The 22,651-nt window shown below is 69.9% G+C and carries 20 protein-coding genes; 10 read left to right on the forward strand and 10 right to left on the reverse strand.

The features are described from left to right. Positions 1-1,571, reverse strand: a 1,571-nt coding sequence (locus VGL85_RS10070; protein WP_331588670.1) for a ribonuclease E/G, incomplete at its 3' end; no start/stop codon positions are given. 424 nt (positions 1,572-1,995) lie between these two features. Here VGL85_RS10070 and VGL85_RS10075 point away from each other — a divergent pair. From VGL85_RS10075 to prfB, 3 genes are all read left to right on the forward strand, one after another. Next, a complete protein-coding gene (locus VGL85_RS10075; RefSeq protein ID WP_331588672.1) occupies positions 1,996-3,216 on the forward strand; it encodes an N-acetylmuramoyl-L-alanine amidase in 1,221 nt (406 codons plus the stop codon). Positions 3,217-3,317: 101 nt separating this feature from the next. Beyond that, a complete protein-coding gene (locus VGL85_RS10080) occupies positions 3,318-5,717 on the forward strand; it encodes a penicillin-binding protein 1A (RefSeq protein WP_331588674.1) in 2,400 nt (799 codons plus the stop codon). 42 nt (positions 5,718-5,759) lie between these two features. Next, positions 5,760-6,870, forward strand: a protein-coding gene (gene prfB / locus VGL85_RS10085; RefSeq protein WP_331588676.1) for a peptide chain release factor 2 whose coding sequence is annotated in 2 segments (ribosomal slippage) — positions 5,760-5,828 and positions 5,830-6,870 — 1,110 coding nt in all. Because the reading frame shifts where the segments join, the coding sequence is not laid out codon by codon here. On the opposite strand, the gene VGL85_RS10090 is transcribed toward prfB, so the two are convergent. The 4 genes from VGL85_RS10090 to tyrS form a co-directional block, all read right to left on the reverse strand. After that, entirely contained in the window at positions 6,871-7,293 is a 423-nt protein-coding gene (locus tag VGL85_RS10090) for a polymer-forming cytoskeletal protein (RefSeq protein ID WP_331588678.1), read from the reverse strand. Then, a complete protein-coding gene (locus VGL85_RS10095; RefSeq protein ID WP_331588680.1) occupies positions 7,271-8,434 on the reverse strand; it encodes a M23 family metallopeptidase in 1,164 nt (387 codons plus the stop codon). Before VGL85_RS10095 ends, VGL85_RS10090 begins: the two co-directional genes overlap by 23 nt. Before the next feature lie 261 nt (positions 8,435-8,695). Further along, positions 8,696-9,157, reverse strand: coding sequence for a peroxiredoxin (locus VGL85_RS10100; RefSeq protein WP_331588682.1), 462 nt, complete (start codon positions 9,155-9,157; stop codon positions 8,696-8,698). Between the two features lie 12 nt (positions 9,158-9,169). Next, on the reverse strand, positions 9,170-10,489 hold the full coding sequence (gene tyrS / locus VGL85_RS10105) for a tyrosine--tRNA ligase (RefSeq protein ID WP_331588684.1): 1,320 nt from the start codon (positions 10,487-10,489) through the stop codon (positions 9,170-9,172). 189 nt (positions 10,490-10,678) lie between these two features. On the opposite strand from tyrS, the gene VGL85_RS10110 reads away from it, so the two are divergent. Continuing rightward, positions 10,679-11,785 (forward strand): anhydro-N-acetylmuramic acid kinase, encoded by a 1,107-nt coding sequence (locus VGL85_RS10110; protein WP_331588686.1) that lies wholly within the window; start codon positions 10,679-10,681, stop codon positions 11,783-11,785. Here VGL85_RS10110 and panC read toward each other — a convergent pair. From panC to efp, 3 genes are all read right to left on the reverse strand, one after another. Further along, complete coding sequence (panC, locus tag VGL85_RS10115) at positions 11,782-12,603, reverse strand: pantoate--beta-alanine ligase (protein ID WP_331588688.1); 822 nt, start codon at positions 12,601-12,603, stop codon at positions 11,782-11,784. The two genes, VGL85_RS10110 and panC, sit on opposite strands and share 4 nt — an antisense overlap. 172 nt (positions 12,604-12,775) lie before the next feature. Further along, positions 12,776-13,597 carry a 3-methyl-2-oxobutanoate hydroxymethyltransferase gene (gene panB, locus VGL85_RS10120; RefSeq protein ID WP_331588690.1) on the reverse strand — a complete coding sequence of 274 codons (822 nt, stop codon included), beginning with the start codon at positions 13,595-13,597 and terminating at the stop codon, positions 12,776-12,778. A 69-nt stretch (positions 13,598-13,666) separates the two neighbouring features. Continuing rightward, on the reverse strand, positions 13,667-14,233 hold the full coding sequence (efp, locus tag VGL85_RS10125) for an elongation factor P (protein ID WP_331588692.1): 567 nt from the start codon (positions 14,231-14,233) through the stop codon (positions 13,667-13,669). A gap of 133 nt (positions 14,234-14,366) precedes the next feature. Between efp and epmA the strand changes: the two genes are divergently transcribed. From epmA to VGL85_RS10140, 3 genes are read left to right on the forward strand one after another with little or no spacing between them, the layout of a single operon-like run. Next, positions 14,367-15,419 carry an EF-P lysine aminoacylase EpmA gene (gene epmA / locus VGL85_RS10130; protein ID WP_331588694.1) on the forward strand — a complete coding sequence of 351 codons (1,053 nt, stop codon included), beginning with the start codon at positions 14,367-14,369 and terminating at the stop codon, positions 15,417-15,419. A gap of 44 nt (positions 15,420-15,463) precedes the next feature. Further along, the gene (locus VGL85_RS10135; RefSeq protein WP_331588696.1) at positions 15,464-16,501 is read left to right on the forward strand and encodes a lysine-2,3-aminomutase-like protein; all 1,038 of its coding nucleotides are present in this window, start codon (positions 15,464-15,466) and stop codon (positions 16,499-16,501) included. Beyond that, complete coding sequence (locus tag VGL85_RS10140; protein WP_331588698.1) at positions 16,501-17,250, forward strand: pseudouridine synthase; 750 nt, start codon at positions 16,501-16,503, stop codon at positions 17,248-17,250. Before VGL85_RS10135 ends, VGL85_RS10140 begins: the two co-directional genes overlap by 1 nt. Positions 17,251-17,262: 12 nt before the next feature. Here the strand turns inward: VGL85_RS10140 and VGL85_RS10145 are convergent, their stop codons facing one another. Next, complete coding sequence (locus VGL85_RS10145) at positions 17,263-18,585, reverse strand: sensor histidine kinase (protein WP_331588700.1); 1,323 nt, start codon at positions 18,583-18,585, stop codon at positions 17,263-17,265. Beyond that, the gene (locus VGL85_RS10150) at positions 18,575-19,111 is read right to left on the reverse strand and encodes a response regulator (protein WP_331588702.1); all 537 of its coding nucleotides are present in this window, start codon (positions 19,109-19,111) and stop codon (positions 18,575-18,577) included. Before VGL85_RS10150 ends, VGL85_RS10145 begins: the two co-directional genes overlap by 11 nt. Positions 19,112-19,318: 207 nt before the next feature. Here VGL85_RS10150 and VGL85_RS10155 point away from each other — a divergent pair, with 207 nt between their 5' ends. From VGL85_RS10155 to VGL85_RS10165, 3 genes are all read left to right on the forward strand, one after another. Next, positions 19,319-20,578: an efflux RND transporter periplasmic adaptor subunit gene (locus tag VGL85_RS10155; protein ID WP_331588704.1), complete on the forward strand. Its 1,260-nt coding sequence runs from the start codon at positions 19,319-19,321 to the stop codon at positions 20,576-20,578. Between the two features lie 26 nt (positions 20,579-20,604). Then, positions 20,605-21,285, forward strand: a complete 681-nt coding sequence (locus VGL85_RS10160; protein WP_331588706.1) for an ABC transporter ATP-binding protein — start codon at positions 20,605-20,607, stop codon at positions 21,283-21,285. A 43-nt stretch (positions 21,286-21,328) separates the two neighbouring features. Next, the coding region (locus VGL85_RS10165) for an ABC transporter permease (protein WP_331588708.1) at positions 21,329-22,651 on the forward strand (1,323 nt) is incomplete at its 3' end.

Here is a 22,651-nt window from a genome sequence, read left to right on the forward strand (position 1 = left end):
TCATTGAGGATGTAGAGCGCCACGGCGCTGGGCACGCGCAGGTGGATCACGCCGGGGCCGTTCTTGCCGGCTTCCAGCTCCACCGAGCGCAGCATGGAAAGAGCGCTGGATTCGACCGAGCGCACCCGGCCGACGCCGGCGCAATGCGGGCAGACGTGGGTGGTGCCCTCGAGCACGCCGGACCGGCGACGCTGGCGCGAGATTTCCATCAGACCGAAGGCGGAGATCTTGCCCATCTGCACGCGGGCGCGGTCGTCCTTGAGGCAGTCCTTCAGCTTCTTCTCGACCGCCCGGTTGTTCTTCGACTCATCCATGTCGATGAAGTCGATGACGATCAGGCCGGCGAGGTCGCGCAGGCGAAGTTGGCGGGCGGCTTCCTCGGCCGCCTCCATGTTGGTCTTCAGCGCGGTGGCTTCGATGTTCCGCTCGCGGGTTGACTTGCCGGAGTTGACGTCGACGGCGACCAGGGCCTCGGTCTGGTTGATCACCAGATACCCGCCGCTGCGTAGCGGCACGACCGGCGAATAGATCTGGCTCAGATGGTCTTCGACCCGGTGCTTGACGAACAGCGGCGTCGGCTCGGTGTAGAGTTGCACTTTCTTCGCCTGGCTCGGCATCAGCATGCGCATGAAGTCGCGCGCTTCCTTGAAGCCGGCCTCGCCCTCGACCTGAACGCTGTCGATGTCCTTGTCGTAGAGGTCGCGGATCGCCCGCTTGACCAGGTCCTCCTCCTCGTAGATCAGCGCCGGCGCGATGGAATGCAGCGTCGTCTCGCGGATGTTTTCCCACAGGCGCAGCAGGTAGTCGTAGTCGCGCTTCAGTTCGGCCTTGGTGCGCTTGGCGCCGGCGGTGCGCACGATCAGCCCCATGCCCTGCGGCACGTCGAGGCTCTGGACGATGCCCTTCAGGCGGCGGCGGTCGGTGGCGGTCTCGATCTTGCGGCTGATGCCGCCGCCGCGGGCGGTGTTGGGCATCAGCACGCCGTAGCGGCCGGCGAGCGAGAGGTAGGTGGTCAGCGCCGCGCCCTTGTTGCCGCGCTCTTCCTTGACGACCTGCACCAGCATGATCTGCCGGCGGCGGATCACTTCCTGGATCTTGTACTTGCGCATCAGCCGCCGGCGGCGCCGGGCGACCTCTTCCTCCATGACGTCGTCTTCATCGTCGGAGCCGGCGTCGGCGTCTTCGTCGCCCTCTTCGGCCTCGGCGTCGGCCTCGGCGGCCTGGCCGTTGCCGTTGCCGCCGCGGCGGCCCCGGCGGCCGCGGCTCTCGTGCTCTTCGTCTTCCTCCTCGGCCTCCTCGCGCATCAGCGCTTCGCGGTCGGCGACCGGGATCTGGTAGTAGTCCGGGTGGATTTCGTTGAAGGCCAGGAAGCCGTGGCGGTTTCCGCCGTACTCGATGAAGGCCGCCTGCAGCGACGGCTCAACGCGCGTCACCTTGGCGAGATAGATATTGCCTCTGAGCTGCTTGCGGTTGGAGCTTTCGAAATCGAATTCTTCAACGCGGGATCCGTCGACCACCACCACGCGCGTCTCTTCGGCGTGGGCGGCGTCGATCAACATGTTCTTGGACATTCAGGTCATCTCCGCGGCGCGCGCCGGACGGGTCCGGGCGCAGCCTGCTGTTGGTGAGATGGGCGCGCGCGCCGGCCGGGGCGACGCAGGGTGCGTCTCCGGGGGCTTGAAGCCGACATGTGGCGTGAGCAGCGCTGCCCATCGAGTGTGTTCCCAGGCGCGCCCAAGGGCGCGGATCGGATAGGGCGTCGGTCGCCGAAAAACGGTCAGCTGACGCGGGCTTTGTTCGCGCGACCCTTCGCCCCGCAGAACACGGGAACCGGTTTGGCGCGCGGCCGGACATTAGCAATACCGGCGGTGAAAAGGAAAGCCGAACCGAAAGGGTCGCACCTGGCAAGGTCCCGTTAACCATTTATCCACCGGCTCACGGCGTATATGGCTAGTGAATAGAGGGGTTTAAGTCCCTCGTTGGGTTAAGGGGCGAATGAAGCTCGGGGTGGGCCTGCTGATGCGGAACCGGGGACGCGCGGCTTTTGCCGTCGCGGCCATCGCCGCTGCGGGCCTGGCCGTCGCCGTGGCTTCGCACGCCGCGGCCGCCGTGGGCGGACTGCTGAAGGTCCGGCTCGGCGGTGATTCCCAGGCGACCCGGCTGGTCATGGACCTCGATCAGGCGGCCAGCGGCAAGCTGGTCTCCGACGGCGCCGGCGACGGCCGCGCCGTGGTGGTGCTGCCCAATGTCTCCGCCGCCGGCGGCCTGCAGGGCTCCGGCCAGGGGCTGGTGAAGGCCTGGGCGGTGGATCAGACCTCGGGCGGCGCGCGTCTGCAGATCGACCTCGCCCCCGACGCCAGGATCAAGGGCCGCTTCCTGCTGCCGCCCGCCGACGGCATCGACCACTACCGCTATGTGATCGATGTCATCGCCCAGCCGGGACAGGTGCGGATGACCAGCGCCAAGGTCTCCGCCGCGCCGCTGAACCTGCGGCCGCAGATCGTTCCGGCGGTGATCCACAGCGCCCCGCCGATTTCATTCAAGAAGGTGATCGTCATCGACCCAGGCCACGGCGGCCACGATCCCGGCGCGCTCGGCGCCCAAGGTTTCGAAAAGGACGTCAACCTGGCCGCGGCGCTGGCGCTGAAGGAACGGCTGGAGCGCTCGCCCCGGTACCGCGTGGTGCTGACCCGCGAGGACGACACCTATGTGCCCCTCGACGAGCGGGTGCGGATCGCCCAGCGCGCCGGCGCCGACCTGTTCATCTCGCTGCACTCCGACTCGGGCGGCGACGCCAATGTGCGCGGGGCCTCGGTCTATACGCTGTCCGACAAGGCCTCGGGCCGGGCGACGCGGTTCGTGAAGCGCGACGACTGGTTCATGAAGGCCAGCCTGACCGGCGACCGCGGGGTCAGCGACATCCTGTTCGACCTTACCCAGCGGGCGACCAAGAACCGCTCGGCGGCCTTCGCCAACAACCTTGTCAGCCACATCGACGGCAAGGCGCCCCTGCTGCGCCGCAGCCAGCGCGACGCGGGCTTCATGGTGCTGCTGGCCCCCGACGTGCCGGCCGTGCTGCTGGAGATGGGCTTCGTCACCAACCCCGAGGACGAGGCCTTCCTGCGCGATCCCGCCCGGCGCAAACGGCTGATGAGCGCCGTGGGCGATTCCATCGACGACTACTTCGCCGAAGCGACCCGCCTCGCGGCGCGCTGACGCAGGCCGGCGCGTGGGGGCCCGTCGCCCCGTTGGCGCCGCAATCGAAGCCGTTTAGACCGGCAGCGTAGAGGCGGGGCGCCTCTGGAGGCCGTTAGTCGTTGGATCTTCCCCGCGAAAGATGGGTCGCGTTCGCCGGCGTCGCGGTGTTGAGCCTGATTGCGGTGGCCGGTTTCGCGGTCGCCATCTGGGCCGCCTGGCTGTTCCACGACATGCCCGACGCCTCGGACCTGGCGGACTACCATCCACCCACGGCCACGCGCGCCTACGCCTGGGACGGCACCCTGATCGGCGAGTTCAGCCGCGAGCGGCGGATCTTCGTGCCCTACGACAACATCCCGCCGCAGCTGGCCCAAGCCTTCCTGGCGGCCGAGGACCGCAACTTCTTCAAGCACGCGGGCCTGGACTACACCGGCATCATCCGCGCCAGCGCCAAGGACATCGTCAACCTGGCTCAGGGCCGGCGGCTGGAGAGCGGTTCGACCATCACCCAGCAGGTCGCCAAGAACATCCTGCTCACCAACGACGCCACCCTCGGCCGCAAGCTGAAGGAGGCGATGATCGCCCAGCAGCTCGAGGGCGCGGTGAGCAAGGAGCGGATCCTCGAGCTCTATCTGAACGAGATCTGGCTGGGCTACCGCTCCTATGGCGTGGGCGCGGCGGCCTACAACTATTTCGGCAAGTCGATCACCGACCTGGACCTGGCCGAGTGCGCCTATCTCGCGTCGCTGCCGAAGGGGCCAGACAACTATCACCCGATCCGCCACAAGAAGGCGGCGATGGACCGGCGCAACTGGGTGCTGGACCAGATGGTCGAAGCCGGCTGGGCGACCCGCGCCCAGGCCGAGGCGGCCAAGCGCGAGGATCTGGTGGTCCAGCCCGAACCCAGCCGCGCCAAATACCGTGACGCCGACTACTTCGTCGAGGAAGTCCGCCGCCGCGGGCTGGCCACCCTGGGGCCGCGGCTGACCGAGGGCGGCTACTACATGCGCACGACCCTCGATCCGCGGCTGCAGACCGCGGCCAAGGCGGCGCTCATGAAGGGGCTGGAGACCTATGACCGCCGCCATGGCTGGCGCGGCGCCTGGGGCCACGTCACCACCCTCACCAACTGGGAGGCGGCCGCCAAGCAGGCGGTGAAGCCCGCCGAGCGCCCCGACTGGGTCGCCGCCGTGGTCACCGACGTCGCGGGCGGCGGAGTGCATGTGCGCACCCTGGACGGCCGGACCGGGGCCCTGGTCCCCGAGGACGTGGCCTGGGCCCGGCGCGGGCGCGGCATCGGCTCCGGCGACCTGGTGTTCGTGGCGCCGTCCGACAAAGGCTCGGGCTTCCTGCTGAAGCAGATCCCGGCCGTGAACGGGGCGCTGGTGGCCATGGAGCCCAACTCCGGCCGGGTGCTGGCCATGGTGGGCGGCTATTCCTTCTCGCTCTCCACCTTCAACCGCGCCACCCAGGCGCTGCGCCAGCCGGGCTCGTCGTTCAAGCCGATCGTCTATGCGACGGCTCTGGAGAACGGCTACACCCCGGCCAGCATCATCGAAGACGCGCCGATCACGCTCATCGGCGCCAACGGCCAGGCCTGGACGCCGGAGAACTACGAGCACGATTTCCTGGGGCCGCTGCCGCTGCGCAGGGGGTTGGAGCTGTCGCGCAACGCCATGACTGTGCGCCTGGCCCAGGGCGTCGGCATGCCGAAGATCAGCGCCTCGGCCATCCGGCTGGGTGTGGTGACCCACATGGAGAACGTGCTGGCCATGGCGCTGGGGGCCGGCGAGACCACGGTGTTCCGCATGGCCGGCGCCTATTCGGCCTTCATCAACGGCGGGCGGAAGGTCGAGCCGCACCTGATCGAGCTGGTGCAGGATCGGGAGGGCAAAACCATCTTCCGGGCCGACGGGCGCGACTGCGACCGCTGCGACGCCGGTTTCAACGGCGACGAGAGCCCGCGCATCCAGCCGGCCGGCGCCCAGGTCTGGGACCCGATCACCGCGGCCCAGATCACCTCGATGCTGCAGGGCGTGGTGCAGCGCGGCACCGGCACCGCGGCCCTGGTGCTGGGCCGGCCGATCGGCGGCAAGACGGGCACCACCAGCGCCTTCCGCTCGGCCTGGTTCATGGGCTTCAACCCGCACCTGGTGGCCGGGGTCTACATCGGCTTCGACGACAACCGCAGCCTGGGCAACGGCGAGACCGGCGCGGTCGCCGCCCTGCCGATCTTCATCGATTTCATGAAGGAGGCCGACAAGTACTACTCGCCCGACGAGTTCAAGCCGGCGCCCGGCGCCCGCTACGCCATGGTGAACGGCATCCGCGAAGCCTTCCGGCCGGGCACCGAACCCAAGGTCCCTGAAGAGGCTCCGATCGGCCCGCAACCCTATGACCAGGTCTTCCAGAACGGCGTCACCGGCGCGCCGAGCGCGGCGGCGGCTGTGAAGCCCGGCGCGCCGCCACCGCCCAAGCCGCCCGCCAAGAAGGACGAAGTCACCGGCTTGTATGATTAGCCGCTTCAGCCTATCTGCCGCCTCCGCAGTTCGGAGTTTTCCATGAGATTGGATGTCGAGGCCGCCAAGGCCAACATCGAGCAGTCGGTTGAACTGCTCAGGAGGCGTCTTTGACTGGGAGCCTGCGCTCCGCAAGCTGGACGAGCTGAACGCCCGGGTCGAGGACCCGACGCTGTGGGACAACGCCGAGGCCGCGCAAGGGCTGATGCGCGAGCGTACGCGCCTGGCCAACGCGGTCGACGCGGTCAAGGGCCTGGAGCGCGACCTGGCCGACGCCCTGGGCTACGCCGAACTGGCCGATGAGGAGGGCGACGAAGCCTCCCTCGAGGAAGCCCGCGTCCAGCTGAAAGGCATCAAGGAGCGCGCCGCGCGCGCCGAGCTGGAGGCGCTGCTTTCCGGCGAGGCCGACGGCAACGACGCCTTCATCGAGATCAACTCCGGGGCCGGCGGCACCGAGTCCTGCGACTGGGCCGGCATGCTGATGCGCATGTACACCCGCTGGGCCAACGCCCACGGCATGGCCGTCGACTTCCTGGAAGAGACCGGCGGCGACCAGGCCGGCATCAAGTCGGCGACCCTGCAGATCAAGGGCGCCAACGCCTACGGCTGGCTGAAGACCGAGGCCGGCGTGCATCGGCTGGTGCGCATCTCGCCCTTCGACGCCGCCGCCAAGCGCCACACCAGCTTCGCCTCGGTCTGGGTCTATCCGGTGGTGGACGACAATATCGTCATCGAGATCAATCCCGCCGACGTGCGCACCGATACCTATCGCGCCTCCGGGGCCGGCGGCCAGCACATCAACAAGACCGATAGCGCCGTGCGCCTGACCCACATCCCGACCGGCATCGCGGTCGCCTGCCAGGCCGGCCGCTCGCAGCACCAGAACCGCGAGGAAGCCTGGAAGATGCTGCGCGCGCGGCTCTACGAGGCCGAGCTGCAGAAGCGCGAGTCCGAGAAACAGGCGCTGGAGGACCAGAAGACCGACATCGGCTGGGGCCACCAGATCCGCAGCTACGTCCTGCAGCCCTACCAGATGGTCAAGGACCTGCGGACCGAGGTCGAGACCTCCGACACCCAGGGCGTGCTGGACGGCGACCTCGACGACTTCATGGGCGCGGCGCTGGCCCAGCGCGTGGGCGTGACGCGGGAATAGCTACTCCGCCGCGATCGGCAGGCTGAGCTGTTCGGCGACCGGCGGGCCCTTGAGGCTGCGGCCGGCGAAGTGGGCGCCGGCCTCGATGGCCAGCTGGTCGTGGATGATGTCGCCGTCGACCCTGGCGGTGGCGAGCAGGCGCACCGAGCGCGCGCTGATCGCGCCGGTCACCCGCCCGCGGATCTCGACGCTCTCGGCGACGATGGAGCCTTCCACCTGGCCGGTCTCGCCCACCGAAAGGTGGTTGACCTTGAGGTCGCCGCGCAGGGCGCCATCGAGCTGCACGTCGCCATCGCTGGCGAGGTCGCCCTCCACCCTGACGTTCTCGGCGATCAGTGAGCAGGCGATGGCCTTCTTCGGCGGCTCCAGGGCGTCCGGACGCGCCGCGGCGGACGAGGGCTTAGTCGTCGGCTTGCTGAACATAGTCGCCTGCCTTGAGGAAACGGTCCGGGTTCATGGCGCGGCCGTTCAGCCACACCTCGTAGTGCAGGTGGGTGCCGGTGGAGCGGCCCGTCGAGCCCATGCCGCCCAGGCGCTGGCCAACGCCGACGTGCTGGCCGACCGCCACCGAGATCGCCGCCAAGTGGGCGTAGCGGGTCTTCAGCCCGCCGCCGTGGTCGATTTCGACGGTGTTGCCATAGCCGTTGCGGACGCCCGTGAAAGAGACCACGCCCGGGCCGGTGGCGTGCACCGCCTCCATCCGCGCGCCGGAGAAGTCCTGACCCGAATGGAACGCGGGATGGCCGGTGAAGGGATCGACGCGCACGCCGAAGCTGGAGGAGCGATCCACCTCCGGCGTCGGCTTGCCGAACGGCAGGTCGTGGGCCGCGTCCTCCAGCGCCTTGGCCTCGCTCATGTCGGCGGCGGCGTGCTGGATGCGGTCGGCGAAGCCTTCGTCCACGTCGAGCACGGCGGCGAGCGCCCGCGGGTCCTTGGACTCGATCAGCGGCCCGCCCAGCGCGCCGCCTTTCGGCAGGTAGGCGGCCGGGGTCAGGCCCGCCAGGCGGAAGGCCAGGCGCAGCCGGTCGGCGCGGCTCTTGGCGAAGACGTCGGCGGCGTCCAGCAACTGCTCCTGGCTGACGCGCACGGTCTCGACGATGTGGGCCGGGTTCTTGTCGTTGGACGCCAGGGCCTTGTTGATCACCGGCGTCAGCGCCTGGGCGGCGCCGGGGGCGCCCTTCATGTCGGTGAGCAGCATGGCGAGCGCGGCGTGGCGCTTTTCGATGTCGGCGGCGACGCCCGCGCCGGTCGCGCCCGCGCCGCCGGCGTCGAGCTGGGCGACGGCGGAGTTCAGCCGCGCCTGGCGGTCGGCGATCCAGCGTTCGTACTTGGCCTGGGTGCGGGCGATCTCGCGGTCGGCGGGCGAGGCCGACAGCATGTTGACCAGCATCGCGGCGGTGCAGACGCCCATCCACAGGGCGGCGGCCGAAATCCCGCCGGCGACGATCATCTGGGTCTTGGGGGTGAGGACGTAGCCCTTCATCTCACCGCCCGAGCGGACGTAGAGATGGCGTTCGGGAAACAGCTCCAGGAGCGAGCGGCGAAGGCGTTGGAGCCGTTCCATGCGTTCGCCGAAGTCCCCCATCCGCGCACGATCCGGCGATATGCGACGAACTTTCCACGAGGTGCAAGATGGTTTGCGACCGAAGCGACGATCATCGCTTGACGGCCGCCGAATCGGATCGTCGTTCAGCGAATCCGGTGGCCGAGCGAAGGTTTGCGACGCCCTTCGGCGAGCGCACAAAACAGGCGCGGTCCGAGCCGCCGCGCGGGTCCGGAACCGGCGTGGCCGTGCGGCGTCAGGCCGCGCCGGTCAGCCGCGCGGTCAGAGCGCTTTCGCCGCGTCCAGCACCGCCTGGGCGTGGCCGGCGACCTTCACCTTGCGCCAGATCTTCCGGATCACGCCGTCGCGGATCAGGAAGGTCGAGCGGTCGATGCCCATGTATTCGCGGCCGTAGAGCGACTTCTGCACCCAGCTCTCGAACGCCTCGATGGTCTTGGCCTCCGGGTCGGAGCCGAGCGGCACGGTCAGGCCGTACTTGTCCGTGAATTTGGCGTGCGCCTTCAGGCTGTCCTTCGACGCGCCCACCAGCGCCACCCCGGCCTTGGTGAATTCACCGGCGAGGGCGGTGAAGTCCTTGTTCTCGTTGGTGCAGCCCGGCGTGTCGTCCTTCGGATAGAAGTAGAGCACATAGGTCTTGCCGGCGTAGTCGGCCGAGCGGACCCAACCGCCCGCGCTCTCCATCTCCCAGGCCGGCGCCTTGGCGCCCTCGGTGATTTTCGCCATCGGTTCTGCTCCCTAGACCGGCCGCACCAGGACGATCTTCTTCTTGCCGGCCGCCAGCTTGATGACGCCGTCGACCAGGTCGGCCTCGGTGATGGTGCGGTTGGCGTCGGCTTCGGCCTTGTCGTTGACCCGCAGGCCGCCCCCCTGGGCCAGGCGCCGGGCTTCGCCTCGCGACCCCGCTAGGCCGGCCGCCTCGAACAGGGCCGCCAGCATGACGCCGGCCTTGAGCTCCGCCGCCGGAATCTCATGGGTCGGCAGGTCGTCGCTGAGCGCGCCGTGCACGAAGGCCGCCTCCGCCGCCGCGGCGGCCTTGGCGGCTTCCTCGGCGCCGTGCAGCAGGGTGGTGGCCTCGTTGGCCAGCACCTTCTTGGCCTCGTTGATGCCGGCGCCTTCCAGCGCTTCCAGCCGGGCGATCTCACCCAGCGGCAGGTCGGTGTAGAGCTTCAGGAACCGGCCCACGTCACCGTCCTCGGTGTTCCGCCAGAACTGCCAGTAGTCGTAGGGGCTGAGCAGGTCGGCGTTCAGCCACACCGCGCCCTGGGCCGTCTTGCCCATCTTGGCGCCGGACGAGGTGGCGAGCAGTGGGGTCGTCAGCGCGAACGCCGGCTTCTGGTCCACGCGGCGGATCAGCTCCACCCCGTTCAGGATGTTCCCCCACTGGTCCGAGCCGCCCATCTGCAACACGCAGCCATAGCGGCGGCTGAGCTCCAGGTAGTCGGTGGCCTGCATCAGCATGTAGTTGAATTCGATGAAGGTCAGCGGCTGCTCGCGGTCGAGGCGCAGCTTCACGGAATCGAACGCCAGCATGCGGTTGATCGTGAAATGAACGCCGTACTCGCGCAGGAAATCGATGTAGCCCAGCTTCGACAGCCACTCGTCGTTGTCGACCAGAAGTGCGTCGGTGGGCCCGTCTCCGAACTTCAGGAAGCGGGCGAAGGCCTGCTTCTGGCTGGCGATGTTGCCCTGGATGTCCTCGTGGGTCAGCAGCTTGCGCGTCTCGTCCTTGCCGGACGGGTCGCCGACCTTGGTGGTGCCGCCGCCGACGATGACGATCGGCTTGTGCCCGGTCTGCTGCAGCCTGCGCAGCATCATGATGGTGATCAGGTTGCCCACGTGCAGGGAAGGCGCCGTCGCATCATAGCCGATGTAGCCGGTGACCACGCCCTTGCCCGCCGCCTCGTCCAGCTCCTCCGGGTGGGAGATCTGGTGGATGTAGCCCCGGTCGCGCATCACGCGCAGGAAGTCGGATTTGAAGGCGACGTCGGTCATGGGTCTCTCAAGCAGCGATCCGCGGGGCTCTAGCACGGCGGGATCGGAAGTATCGAGCGGCATAGCAGGCTCCTCTTCAGGGTAAGGGCCGGCGCGTGAGGTGGAGATGATCGGGGTGCGCCGGCCGGGAAGGGCAGGCGCGTGAGTTCGGTCGCCTGCTACTGGGGCAGGCGGTAATAGCGGCCGGAAAGGGCGACGCGTCCGATCATGGGCGGGCTAGCTACGGGATGCGCCCCATGGCAGTCAAGGCGCATGCGCGTGCTGGGCTTCATGACCGGGACCTCCCTCGACGCCGTCGACATGGCGGTGCTGGAGACCGATGGCGAGACGATCTCCGCCTTCGGGCCGGCGGGCGAACGAAAGCTCACCGACGCCACGCGCGACATCATGCTGGCGGCGACCAAAGAGGCCCTGGCCTGGCCGCGCGGCGCGGCGGAGCCGGCGATCTTCGCCGAGGCGGCGCGGGCCGGGGCCGAGGAGCACTTCGCCGCCGCGGAGGAATTCCTGGCCGCCAATGGCCTGGCCTGGGCCGACCTCGACCTGATCGGCATGCACGGCCAGACGGTGCTGCATGAGCGTCCACAGGCGGGCCGGGTCGGGCGCACGGTGCAGCTCGGCGACGCCGGCCTGCTGGCCCGCAAGGCCGGCGTGCCGGTGGCCTACGACTTCCGCACGGCCGACGTGGCGGCGGGCGGCGAGGGCGCGCCGCTGGCGCCCATCTACCACCTGGCCCGCGCCAGGGCCTCGGGGCTTTCGGCGCCGCTGGCGGTGCTGAACATCGGCGGGGTGGCCAATGTCACCTTCTGGAGCGGCGGCGAGGATATCGCCGCCTTCGACACCGGCCCCGGCAACGGGATGATCGACCTGATGGTCCAGGCGCGCGGCGCCGGCCGCTTCGACGACGGCGGCAAGTACGCCAGCGTGGGGCGGGTGGACGACGGCGTGCTGGCCGGCCTGCTGGGCCATCCCTATTTCCGTGAGCCGCCGCCCAAGTCGCTGGACCGCTACGACTTCTCGCTGGAGCCGCTGGACCCGCTGGAGCTGGAGGACGCCGCCGCCACCCTGGTGGCCTTCATGGCCGAGGCGGTGAAGGCCGGCTTCGAGATGATCGGGCAGGCCCCGACCGAGGTGATCGTGACGGGCGGCGGGCGGCGCAATCCGGAGATCATGAAGGCGCTGCGGTCGCGCCTGCCCATGCCGGTGAAGAGCGCGGAGGACCACGGCTGGCGCGGCGACTCCATCGAGGCCGAGGCCTTCGCCTACCTGGCGGCCCGCACGGCGCAGGGCCTGCCGATCAGCTTCCCGAAGACCACGGGCGTGCCCAAACCGATGACCGGCGGGAAGATCGTGCAGCCTTAGTCGAGCGGCAGATTGTCGATCAGCCGTGTCGTTCCCAAGCGAGCGGCGAGGGACGCCAGCGCCGGGCCGTCGATGCGGTTCAATTCGCGCAGGGTCTCGGCGTCGGCGACGCTCACGTAGTCCACCGCAAAGCCGTCGAGTTCGCTGCGCATGGCGGCGCGCAGGGCTTCGGCGTCACGCTCGCCCGCGTCGTAGGCGGCCTTGGCGGCGGAAAGCGCGCGGAACAGGGCGGGGGCCTCCGCCCGTTGCTCGGGCGTCAGGTAGCTGTTGCGGCTGGACATCGCCAGGCCGTCCACCTCGCGCACGGTCGGCGCCACGACCACCTCCACCGGCAGGTTGAGGTCGCGGACCATCTTCCTGATCACCACGCTCTGCTGGGCGTCCTTCTGGCCGAAGTAGGCCCGTGTCGGCTGGACGATGTTGAACAGCTTGGCGACCACGGTGGCGACGCCGGCGAAGTGGCCGGGCCGCACGGCGCCCTCCAGCCCCTCGGTCACGCCGCGCACCTCGACCACGGTGTCGAAACCGGCCGGGTAGATGTCGGCCGGCTCGGGGGCGAAGACCAGGTCGCAGCCGGCCGCCTCCAGCAGCGCCAGGTCGCGGGGCATGTCGCGCGGGTAGCGGGCCAGGTCCTCGTTCGGCCCGAACTGGGTCGGGTTGACGAAGATGGTGGCCGCCACCGTCGGGTTCTCCGCCCGGGCGCGCGCCACGAGGCTCAGGTGGCCGGCGTGCAGGAAGCCCATGGTCGGCACAAGCCCGAGATCGCCGACGCCGGCCCGCACCATGCGAAGCTGAGAGATGGTCTTGAGGATTTTCATAGGATTGAGTCCAAAATCTAACCCTATTCCTGACCGTCATGGCTGGGCTTGCCCCGGCCATCCATACGCGCGGGCCCTCCGGGAGAGGTCGCGGCGTCTGGGGGATGGATCTGCGAAATCGGTGTCCATGGGTGGCCGGGACAAGCCCGGCCAGGCCGGTTGATAGGGGAGATCAGGCCAGAGCCTTGGCCAGTTCGTCGGCGTCCATCTGCGAGCTCTGGGCGTCGGTGGGGAACAGGCCATCGCCGATGTCATCCGCATAGGCGCGGATCGCCGCCTCCATGGCCGCGCCGATCTCGGCGTAGCGCTTGGCGTGGCGCGGCGAGGTCTCGAACAGGCCCAGGAGGTCGTGCCAGACCTGCACCTGGCCGTCGCAGCCGGCGCCGGCGCCGATGCCGATGGTCGCGATGCGCAGCCGCTTGGTCACCTCGGCGGCGAGTTGCGCCGGCACCAATTCCAGCACCAGCGCGAAGGCGCCGGCGGCTTCCAGCGCCAGCGCATCCTCGATCAGCCGCTTGGCGCAGGCCGCCTCCTTGGCCTGGACCCGCAGGCCCAGCGTGTGCTGCGACTGCGGCGTGAAGCCCAGGTGGGCCATCACCGGCACCCCGTGCTGCACCAGGTGGCGGACGGTGTCGGCCACGTGGCGGCCGCCCTCCAGCTTCACCGCCTGGACCTTGGCCTCCTGCATCAGCCGCCGCGCGGCGGCGACCGCCGAGGCGGTGTCGGCATAGGTCAGGAACGGCAGGTCGGCGATGACCATGGCGTTTTCGCTGCCGCGCACCACGGCGGCGGCGTGGCGGACCATGTCGTCGAGGCTGACCGGCAGGGTCGTCTCGTGACCCTGCATCACCATGCCGAGCGAGTCGCCCACCAGCAGCAGCGGCACGCCCGCCCGATCGGCGATCTTTGCGGCGGCGTAGTCATAGGCCGTCAGCATCGGGATTCGCCGGCCGGCGGCCTTCATCTTCCGGATGTCGAGGAGGGTGGTCCGCATGGTGTACTCCAACGGCTCGTTGGCCTTCGACGCGCCCCCCGGCGCCCGGTGAATATCAGGCCTTTGCGATCAATCCTTGGCGCGTTCCTGGTAGGAGCCGTCTTCCGTCAGGATCACGATCCGGGTGCCGGTGGCGATATAGGGCGGCACCATGGTGCGCAGGCCGTTCGACAGCATCGCCGGCTTGTAGGACGACGACGCGGTCTGGTTCTTCACCGCCGGCTCGGTGTCGACCACCTCGAAGGTGGCCAGGCGGGGCAGTTCGATGGCGATCGGCAGGCCCTCGTGCGTCGACAGCGTCACCGTCACCCCGTCGGTGAGGTAGGGCGCGGCGTCGCCGATGATGTCGGTGGACGCGGTGACCTGGTCGTAGGTTTCCGGGTTCATGAAGTGGAAGCCGTCGCCGTCCTGGTAGAGGAAGGTGTAGTTGCGGTCGTCGACGATGGCGCGTTCCACCTGCTCGGTGGTGCGATAGCGCTCGGAGATCTTCACCCCGTCGCTGATGCGCCGCATGTTGAGCTGGGTCACCGGGGTGCCCTTGCCCGGGTGGATGTTCTCGGCGCTGAGCACCACGTAGAGCTTGCCCTCGAGGTCGACGACGGCGCCCTTGCGGAGCGAGCTGGCGATGACTTTCAAGATGATCTTCCTTGATGACGCGCGGCGGCGATCTGGCGTCGCTCGATTCCGCTGATGAATTTCTCGACGCGCCCCTATAGCGATTGGCGCTGAAATCTCCAGTCCCCTGTAGCCGCAGCCCCCCGGACATAGTTTGTCTCAGCCGACCGCATCGCCCTGGTGGGACAAGGATCGCCATGCCGATCGCCGGCCGTTCCTGCTGGCGCGCAACCGGATCACGGCGGCGGTGCGGGGCTGGTTCGGCGCGCGGGATTTCGTGGAGGTCGAGACGCCGGCCCTGCAGGTCTCGCCGGGCAACGAGGCGCACCTGCACGCCTTCGCCACCGAGGCCGTCGGGATCGCCGGCGAGCGGGCGCCGCTCTACCTGCGCACCTCGCCGGAGTTCGCGGCCAAGAAGCTCTTGGCGGCCGGTGAGGCGCGGACCTTCGAGATCGCCCGGGTCTGGCGCAACCGCGAGCGCGGGCCGCTGCACCATCCGGAGTTCACCCTGCTGGAATGGTACCGCGCCCGCGAGCCCTACGAGGCGGTGATGGCCGACTGCGCGGCCCTCTTGGCCCTGGCGGCAGAGACCGCGCAGGCCAAGGCGTTCGGGTTCCGCGGCCGGGCGGTCGACCCCTTCGCCGCGCCGGAGCGGGTGACCCTGGCCGAGGCCTTCGCGCGATGGGCCGGGATCGACCTCCTGGCGACGGTTGCGGCCGATGGCGATACGGACCGCGAGGCCCTGGCCGGAGCAGCCCGGGCGACCAGGGTGCGCGTCGCCGCCGACGACACCTGGGCCGACGTCTTCAGCCGGGTGCTGGTGGAGAAGGTCGAGCCTAGGCTGGGCGACGGCCGCGCCACCGTGCTGTGCGAATATCCGGTGAGCGAGGCGGCCCTGGCCCGGCCCAAGGCGGCCGACCCGCGGGTGGCCGAGCGTTTCGAACTCTATGCCTGTGGGGTCGAGCTGGCCAACTGCTTCGGCGAGCTCACCGACCCGGCCGAGCAGCGCCGCCGCTTCGAGGCCGAGATGGCGGAGAAGGCGCGGGTCTATGCCGAGCGCTATCCCGTCGATGAGGACTTCCTGGCCGCGCTCGAGCACATGCCGCAGGCGTCGGGCGGGGCCCTGGGCCTCGACCGGCTGGTGATGCTGGCGACTGGCGCCAGCCATATCGAACAGGTGCTCTGGGCGCCGGTGGCCGAGCCCTAAGCCATCTTTGACCTGAGGCGCCGCGCAGCCCATAAGCCCGCGCGATGGACAGCAAGACCCTTCGCACGGTCCGCGAACTGGCCGCCGCCGGCCTGGTGGCGCGCGACCGCCTGCCGGCGCTGGAGCGGGTGGCGGCGCAGTACGCCGTCGCCATCACCCCGGGCCTTGCGGAGTTGATCGACACCGTCGATCCCGCCGACCCGATCGCGCGCCAGTTCGTCCCCACCGAGGCCGAGCTGGATATCCTGCCGGAAGAGTCCGGCGATCCCATCGGCGACTTCGCCCATTCGCCGGTCGAAGGCATCGTCCACCGCTATCCCGACCGCTGCCTCCTGAAGCTGAACCACGCCTGCGCGGTGTACTGTCGCTTCTGCTTCCGCCGCGAGATGGTGGGGCCGGACGGACTGCGGCCGCTCAACGCCGCCCAGCTCGACGCCGCCATGGCCTATGTCGCCGCGCGGCCGGACATCTGGGAGGTGATCGTCACCGGCGGCGATCCCTTCATCCTGTCGCCACGCCGGGTGGCCGACGCCATGGACCGGCTGGCCGCCATCCCGCACGTGAAGATCGTGCGCTTCCATACCCGCGTGCCGGCCGTGGCGCCGGAGATGGTCACCGAGCAGTTGGTCGCGGCCCTGAAGGCGCCTGGCAAGACGACCTACGTCGCCCTGCACGCCAATCACGCCCGGGAGCTGACGCCCGCCGCTCGCGACGCCTGCGCGAAGATCGTCGACGCCGGGATCCCGATGCTGGGCCAGACGGTGCTGCTGCGCGGCGTCAACGACGATCCGGAGACGCTGACCGCCCTGATGCGGGCGATGGTCGAGACGCGGATCAAGCCCTACTACCTGCACCATGCCGACCTCGCGCCGGGCACCGCGCACCTGCGGACCTCGATCGAAGACGGCCAGGCGATCCTCAAGGCCATGCGCGGCGCGGTGAGCGGTCTCTGCCAGCCGACCTACATCCTCGATATCCCCGGCGGCGCCGGGAAGGTCCCGGTCGGACCGGGCTATCTGACTGACGGGACCGTCGAGGACCCCGCCGGGCGTCGCCACGCCTACCCGCCGAAGGTCGAGTGATGGCCTGGACGCGCCGCTACGACGAGGCCGAGCCGCAGCGGGTCAACAAATGGCTTGGCCAGAGCGGGGTCTGTTCGCGCCGCGAGGCCGAGGGCTTTATCGAACGCGGCCTGGTCTCCATCGACGGCGAAGTGGTGCGCGACACCGGCCGCAAGATCCTGCCTGGCCAGACCCTGACGCTGGCCGACGGCGACGCCCCGCCGCTCAGCGTGGTGCTGCACAAGCCCATGGGGATCGTCTCGGCCCAGCCGGAACAGGGCCAGGTCCCGGCGGTGCGCCTTCTGACCCGCGCGGCCCTGGTGGGCGAAAGCCCCTCCATCCCCGACCGCGACACCCGCCTGGCCCCGCTGGGGCGCCTGGACATGGACAGCCGCGGCCTGCTGTTGCTCTCCGAGGACGGCGTGCTGGCCAAGGCGATCATCGGCCCCGAATCCGACCTGGAGAAAGAGTACCTGGTCACGGTGACCGGCAGGATCACGCCGGAGAAGGTCGCCAGGCTCTGCCACGGCCTCAGCATGGACGGTCGCCAGCTCAAGCCCGTCAAGGTCAGCGTGGTCCAGGGCCAGGAGCTGCGGTTCATCCTGAAGGAGGGCCGCAACCGCCAGATCCGGCGGATGTGCGAACTGGTGGGTCTGCACGTCATGGACCTGGTGCGCATCCGCATCGGCCCGCTTCGGCTGGGCGACCTGCCGGAAGGCCGGTGGCGGGCGCTCGGCGAGGCCGAGCGCGCCGCCCTGATCGCGGGCTGACGCCAGAGGGGCTCAGATCGGCAAGCTCAGGCGGAAGACCGCGCCGCCGGGCGTCGCGGCCTGGTGCCCCAGGCGGCCGCCGTGGCTCAGCGCGATCTGCCGGGCCAGCGACAGCCCGATGCCCGATCCGCCGGGCTTGGTGGTGAAGAAGGGCACGAAGACGCCCTCGGGGTCGCCGCTCGGCAGGCCGGGGCCGTTGTCGGCCACGCTCAGCACCACCTGGTCCTCCTCCAGCGCCAGGCTGAGCCGCACCCGGCCGTCCGGACGGTCCCGGACGGCGTCGATGGCGTTTTTGACCAGGTTGATGGCCGCCTGTTCCAGCAGGTCCGGATCGGCCTCGAGCGTGAGCCATGCCGGCTGCACCGCGCTGGCCCAGGCGACCCGCGCCTCGCCGATCATCGCTTCGGCCAGTCGGTCGAGACGGCGGACGAAGTCGGCGCCGTTGATGCGGGCCTTCACCACCGCCGGGCCGTCGGTGAGCTGGCGGTAGCGTTCGACGAAGGTCATCAGGCCCGCGCTGCGCCGGGCGATCACCTGGGCGGCCTCGATCACCTCGGCGTCGGTGCCCGCGCCGTGTGGTTCGGCCAGCCGCCCGGCGATGCTTTCCGACAGCGAGCAGATCGGCGTCAGGGAGTTCATCATCTCGTGCGCCAGCACCCGCACCAGGTCCTGCCAGGCCTTCAGCTCCACCGCGTCCAGGTCGCCGGCCAGGCTCTGCAGGGCGATCAGCCGCCGCGCCCCGCCGGCCGCGGTGAAGCCGGTGACGGTGGCCAGCATGGCGCGCTGGTCCGCCAGGCGGACGATCTCGCGCGCGCCGGCCGGCAGGGCGATCAGCCGCGCCGCGGTCTCCGTCCCCAGCGCCGGGATCGCGGCAAGCGGGCCGGGGCTCGCCGCGAGCGCCATGCGCGCCGCGCGGTTGACGCCGGTGACCGCGCCCGCCTCGTCCAGCACCAGCAGGGCCGCGCTCACGGTGTCGGCCAGGGCTTCCAGGAAGTCGGCGCGCTGTTGCCGCTCGGCGCGCAACGCCGCCAGCCGGTCCAGCGCGCCGCGGATCGCCGCGCCCAACTCCGAAAACCCGGCCGGGATGGTCGGCCGCTCATAGCCCTCGGCGGTGACGCCCTCGACGAACTGCGCCAGCGTCCGGTCCGCCGCGCCGATGCTGCGCATCAGGTCGAGCGCCACCAGGACGATCGCGCCCAGCAGGACCAGTGTCGTGGCCCACAGGTGGCGCTCCAGCGCCAGGAAGGCCCCGAAGGCCAGGGCGCTGATCGCCACGGCGCGCAGCCCGGCGCTCAGGGCGAAGCCGCCGGCGCCGGCGAGGCGCTTAGAGGCCATGCCGTTCCATCCGCCGATAGAGCGCCGGGCGCGTCAGGCCCAGCGCCGCCGCGGCGTGGCTGACATTGCCCTCGTAGAGCTTCAGCGCCCGTTCGATGGCCCGTTTCTCCATCTCGTCCAGGTTCAACGCCCGACCCGACGCCCGCCGCTCGGCGGTGAGCGCCATGGCCGCGCGCATGGTCTCAGCCAGCGCCTCGTTGCGCCAGGGCTTCAGCACGAAGTCGGCGGCGCCGCGCTTCAGCGCCTGCACCGCCAGCGACACCCCGCCGAAGGTGGTCATCAGCACCACCGCCAGCGCCGGATCGGCGGCCTGCAACCGGTCCAGCGCGTCAAGGCCGACCGCGCCGTCGCGTTGGCCGATCGCGAAATTCATGTCCAGCAGGACGGCGTCATAGTCGCCCGCGCGTTCGACCAGTCCCTCCGGCCCCGCCGCCGTCTCGATCCGCTGGCCCGTCCGCGCCAGGGCCGCGGCGGCTGCCTTCAGGACATCGGGGTCGTCGTCGACGATGATCAGCGCGCCGGGCATGGGAAGACTCTACGGGTCGACCCGCATCACGGCAAAGCCAGCCCGCTCAAGGCCTTAGGGGCGAGTTCGCGCGGCGCGGGCGTGGCTGGTGTCCGTTTCCGGACAAGCCTGGCCGTTCGGCGTGGGCCTGTTCCGGGCTAAGCCTCTGATCCGGCGGCATTTCGTTCGAAGCGCTCAGCGGGCGACACTGGAAACATGAGCGTGGTGATGGACAGGCCGATCAGACAGCCCCTTTGGCGCCGCCGCCGCGTGGTGACGGCCGCCGGCGTCGCCGCCGCGGTCCTCGCCCTGGGCGCGGTGGGCGCGTTCGCCCTGTCCGGCGTCCGCTCGGCGGTTCGCGTGCCGGCCGCCAACGTGACCCTGGGCACGGTCCAGCCCGGGACCTTCCACGACTTCGTGGTGATCCGCCCGCTGGCCCAGCCCAAGGACGTGATCTATCTCGACGCCCTGGAGGGCGGCCAGGTGCAGCAGGTGCTGGCCCAGGCCGGCGACATGGTGAAAGCCGGCCAGCCGCTGCTCACCTTCCGCAACACCGAGCTGGAACTGGACGTGCTCGACCGCGAGGGCCGGCTGGTGGAATCGATCACCCAGCTGCAGACCTACGAGAAGCAGCTCGAGGACGCCCGGGTCGCCAACGAAAAGGCCGAGGCCCAGATCCAGTACGACATCACCCGCCTGCAGCGCACCGCCCAGCGGCGCGACGGCCTGGCGGCCCAGGGCTACGTCAGTCGCGACCTCTACGAGCAGGTCCACGACGAGCTGGACCACAACCGCAAGATCCTGCCGCTGCAGACCCAGACCAACGCCGAGCAGGAGGCGCTGCGCAAGCGCCAGCTGCCGCAGATCGAGAGCGAACTGGCGACCCTGCATGAGAGCCTGCAGGTCACCCGCGCCAAGCTGCAGAACCTGACGGTGCGCGCGCCGGTCGCCGGGCGGCTGACCGACATGGACATCAAGCCCGGCGAGATCCGCAACCGCGGCCAGCGGCTGGGCCAGATCGTCGCCGACACCGGCTTCAAGCTGCAGGCGCAGGTGGACGAATACTACCTCGACCGGGTGCATCCGGGCGAAACCGGCTCGGTGACGCTCGACGGACGCGAGGTCCCGGTGCGGGTGACCCGCGTCGATCCGCAGGTGAAGAACGCGACCTTCCAGGTGGATTTCGCCTTCGAAGGCGCCATGCCGCACGGCCTCCTCCCGGGCCAGGCGCTGGAGGGCCGGCTGACGCTCGGCGGCGATCGGCCGGCCCTCCTTCTTCCCGCCGGTCCCTTCCTGGACCGGACGGGCGGCGACTGGGTGATGGTGACCAATGCGGCGGGCACGCAGGCCGACCGGCGGCGCGTCAGGATCGGCCGGCGCAGCGCCGAGCAGGTCGAGGTGCTTGGCGGGCTCCGCCCCGGCGAGCGGGTGATCACTTCGGACTACAGCGGTTTCGAGAAGGTCGATCGCGTGGTGCTGACCAGGTAGCGCGCGACTTCAACGGGAGGGCAGGAATGCTCAGGCTTACCAACGTCAGCAAGGTCTATCGCACCGCCGAGGTGGAGACGCTTGCGCTCAACGACATTTCGCTGGAGGTCGCCGACGGCGAGTTCGTGGCGGTCATGGGCCCCTCGGGCTGCGGCAAGTCCACCCTGCTGAACGTGCTGGGCCTGCTCGACAGTCCCAGCGGCGGGTCTTTCGACTTCTTCGGCCAGGAGGTCTCGAAGAAGTCGGAGCGCGAGCTCACCGCCCTGCGCCGCGACCGGATCGGCTTCGTCTTCCAGAGCTTCAACCTGATCGACGACCTGTCGGTGGCCGAGAACGTCGAGGTGGCGCTGCTCTACCGCAAGGTCCCGGGCGCGGAGCGCAAGCGCCGCGTGGCCGAGGCGCTGGAGCGGGTCGGCATGGGCCACCGCGCGCGCCACCGCCCGCAACAGCTCTCCGGCGGCCAGCAGCAGCGCGTCGCCGTGGCCCGCGCCCTGGTCTCCAACCCCAGCCTGATCCTCGCCGACGAACCCACCGGCAACCTCGACACCGTGAACGGCGAGGCGGTGATGCAGCTGCTGACCGAGGCCGCCGCGGCTGGGGTGACGGTGATCATGGTCACCCACTCCCTGGCCCACGCCGCCGTGGCCCAGCGCACCATCAAGCTGCTCGACGGCCGGGTGGTTTCCGAAACCCTGCTGGCGGCCTGAGCGGCCGGTCAGCGCGCTGCGCTACGAGTGAGAGGATCGGTCCATGCTCAGCAACTATCTTGCCGCGGCGCTGCGCAACCTGTCTCGCAACGGGCTCTATGCGGGGATCACCATCGCGGGCCTCGCCGTGGGCTTCGCCGCGGCGTTGCTGATCGGCCTCTATGTGCGCGACGAGTTCTCCTACGACCGGTTCATCCCGGGGCGCGACCGGGTGTTCCTGGTCAGCGAAACCATCTCGCTGAACGCCTCAAAACCCATCGAGACCCAGAGCACGCCGCCGATGCTGGCCAAGCGGCTGCCACTGGCCTTCCCCGAGATCCAGTACGTGGCGCGGCTTTCGCCGCCGGGGTTCCCGGCGAACCTGCGCCGCGGCGATTTCACCAGCAGCGAGCAGAACTTCTTCTGGGCCGACCCTGACTTCTTCAAGGTCCTCCCCCTGCTAGCGGTGGCCGGCGATCTGACCCATGCCCTGGATGGCTCGGACAGTGTGGTGCTGACGCGCGCCATCGCGCACAAGTATTTCGGCCGCGACGCGCCGCTCGGCGAGGTGATCCAGATCAACGGCCAGCCGTTCCGCGTCACCGCCGTGGTGGAGGATTTGCCGTCCAACACCCACCTCACAGCCGAGATTTTTGCCTCCGCGCGCGCGCCCTCCGGCCAGATCCTCAAGTACGAAGCGGTCGACGGACCGCTGGAGAACACGCTCGGCACCTACATCCGGCTGAGGCCGGGCGCGAAGATCGACGCCATGCTGCCGCGGACGGCGGCCTTCCTCGAACAACAGATGCCGATCCCGAACCTCGCCGACCTGCACGCGGTCAAGCGCGCGATGCACTTCGTGCCGCTCACCAAGATCCACCTGACGCCCTCGACCCAGGGCTCGGGCAAGCCTTCGGCCGATCCCGCCGTACTCGGCGCCATCGGCCTGGTGGCCGTGCTGATCGTTTCGGTGGCGGCGATCAACTTCGTGACCCTGATGACCGCCCGCGCCGCGCGCCGCGCCGTGGAGGTGGGCGTGCGCAAAGCCTCCGGCGCCAGCCGGCGCGACCTGGTCCTCCAGTTCATGGGCGAGGCCTTCCTCTATGTCCTCACCGCCGGCGTGATCGCGCTTTCGCTCGCCGAACTGCTGCTGCCGGCGGTCGGCATGCTGCTGAAGCGAAAGCTCACTCTCGACTACCTGCACGATCCCGGCCTGGTGCTGACGGTTCTCGTCACCATGCTCGTCACGGCCGTCTTGGCCGGCGCCTATCCGGCTTTCGTGCTCTCGAGCTTCAAGCCCTCCGCGGTGCTCAAGGGCGGGCCGGTGCAGGGCGCCGGCGGCGGGGCGATCCGCCAGGCGCTGGTGGTCGGCCAGTTTGCGGTGCTG

It is taken from the genome of Phenylobacterium sp. (assembly GCF_036501465.1).
Taxonomy (GTDB): domain Bacteria; phylum Pseudomonadota; class Alphaproteobacteria; order Caulobacterales; family Caulobacteraceae; genus Phenylobacterium.

Bases quoted from the DNA above. Each gene is read 5' to 3' on its own strand.
- VGL85_RS10155 (WP_331588704.1), top strand. From the start codon at position 19,319: ATGGACAGGCCGATCAGACAGCCCCTTTGGCGCCGCCGCCGCGTGGTG.
- VGL85_RS10140 (WP_331588698.1), top strand. From the start codon at position 16,501: ATGGCCTGGACGCGCCGCTACGACGAGGCCGAGCCGCAGCGGGTCAAC.
- VGL85_RS10150 (WP_331588702.1), bottom strand. From the start codon at position 19,111: ATGCCCGGCGCGCTGATCATCGTCGACGACGACCCCGATGTCCTGAAG.
- VGL85_RS10095 (WP_331588680.1), bottom strand. From the start codon at position 8,434: ATGGAACGGCTCCAACGCCTTCGCCGCTCGCTCCTGGAGCTGTTTCCC.
- VGL85_RS10135 (WP_331588696.1), top strand. From the start codon at position 15,464: ATGGACAGCAAGACCCTTCGCACGGTCCGCGAACTGGCCGCCGCCGGC.
- VGL85_RS10090 (WP_331588678.1), bottom strand. From the start codon at position 7,293: ATGTTCAGCAAGCCGACGACTAAGCCCTCGTCCGCCGCGGCGCGTCCG.
- panB (WP_331588690.1), bottom strand. From the start codon at position 13,597: ATGCGGACCACCCTCCTCGACATCCGGAAGATGAAGGCCGCCGGCCGG.
- tyrS (WP_331588684.1), bottom strand. From the start codon at position 10,489: ATGCCGCTCGATACTTCCGATCCCGCCGTGCTAGAGCCCCGCGGATCG.
- VGL85_RS10110 (WP_331588686.1), top strand. From the start codon at position 10,679: ATGCGCGTGCTGGGCTTCATGACCGGGACCTCCCTCGACGCCGTCGAC.
- VGL85_RS10100 (WP_331588682.1), bottom strand. From the start codon at position 9,157: ATGGCGAAAATCACCGAGGGCGCCAAGGCGCCGGCCTGGGAGATGGAG.
- VGL85_RS10075 (WP_331588672.1), top strand. From the start codon at position 1,996: ATGAAGCTCGGGGTGGGCCTGCTGATGCGGAACCGGGGACGCGCGGCT.
- panC (WP_331588688.1), bottom strand. From the start codon at position 12,603: ATGAAAATCCTCAAGACCATCTCTCAGCTTCGCATGGTGCGGGCCGGC.
- VGL85_RS10160 (WP_331588706.1), top strand. From the start codon at position 20,605: ATGCTCAGGCTTACCAACGTCAGCAAGGTCTATCGCACCGCCGAGGTG.
- VGL85_RS10145 (WP_331588700.1), bottom strand. From the start codon at position 18,585: ATGGCCTCTAAGCGCCTCGCCGGCGCCGGCGGCTTCGCCCTGAGCGCC.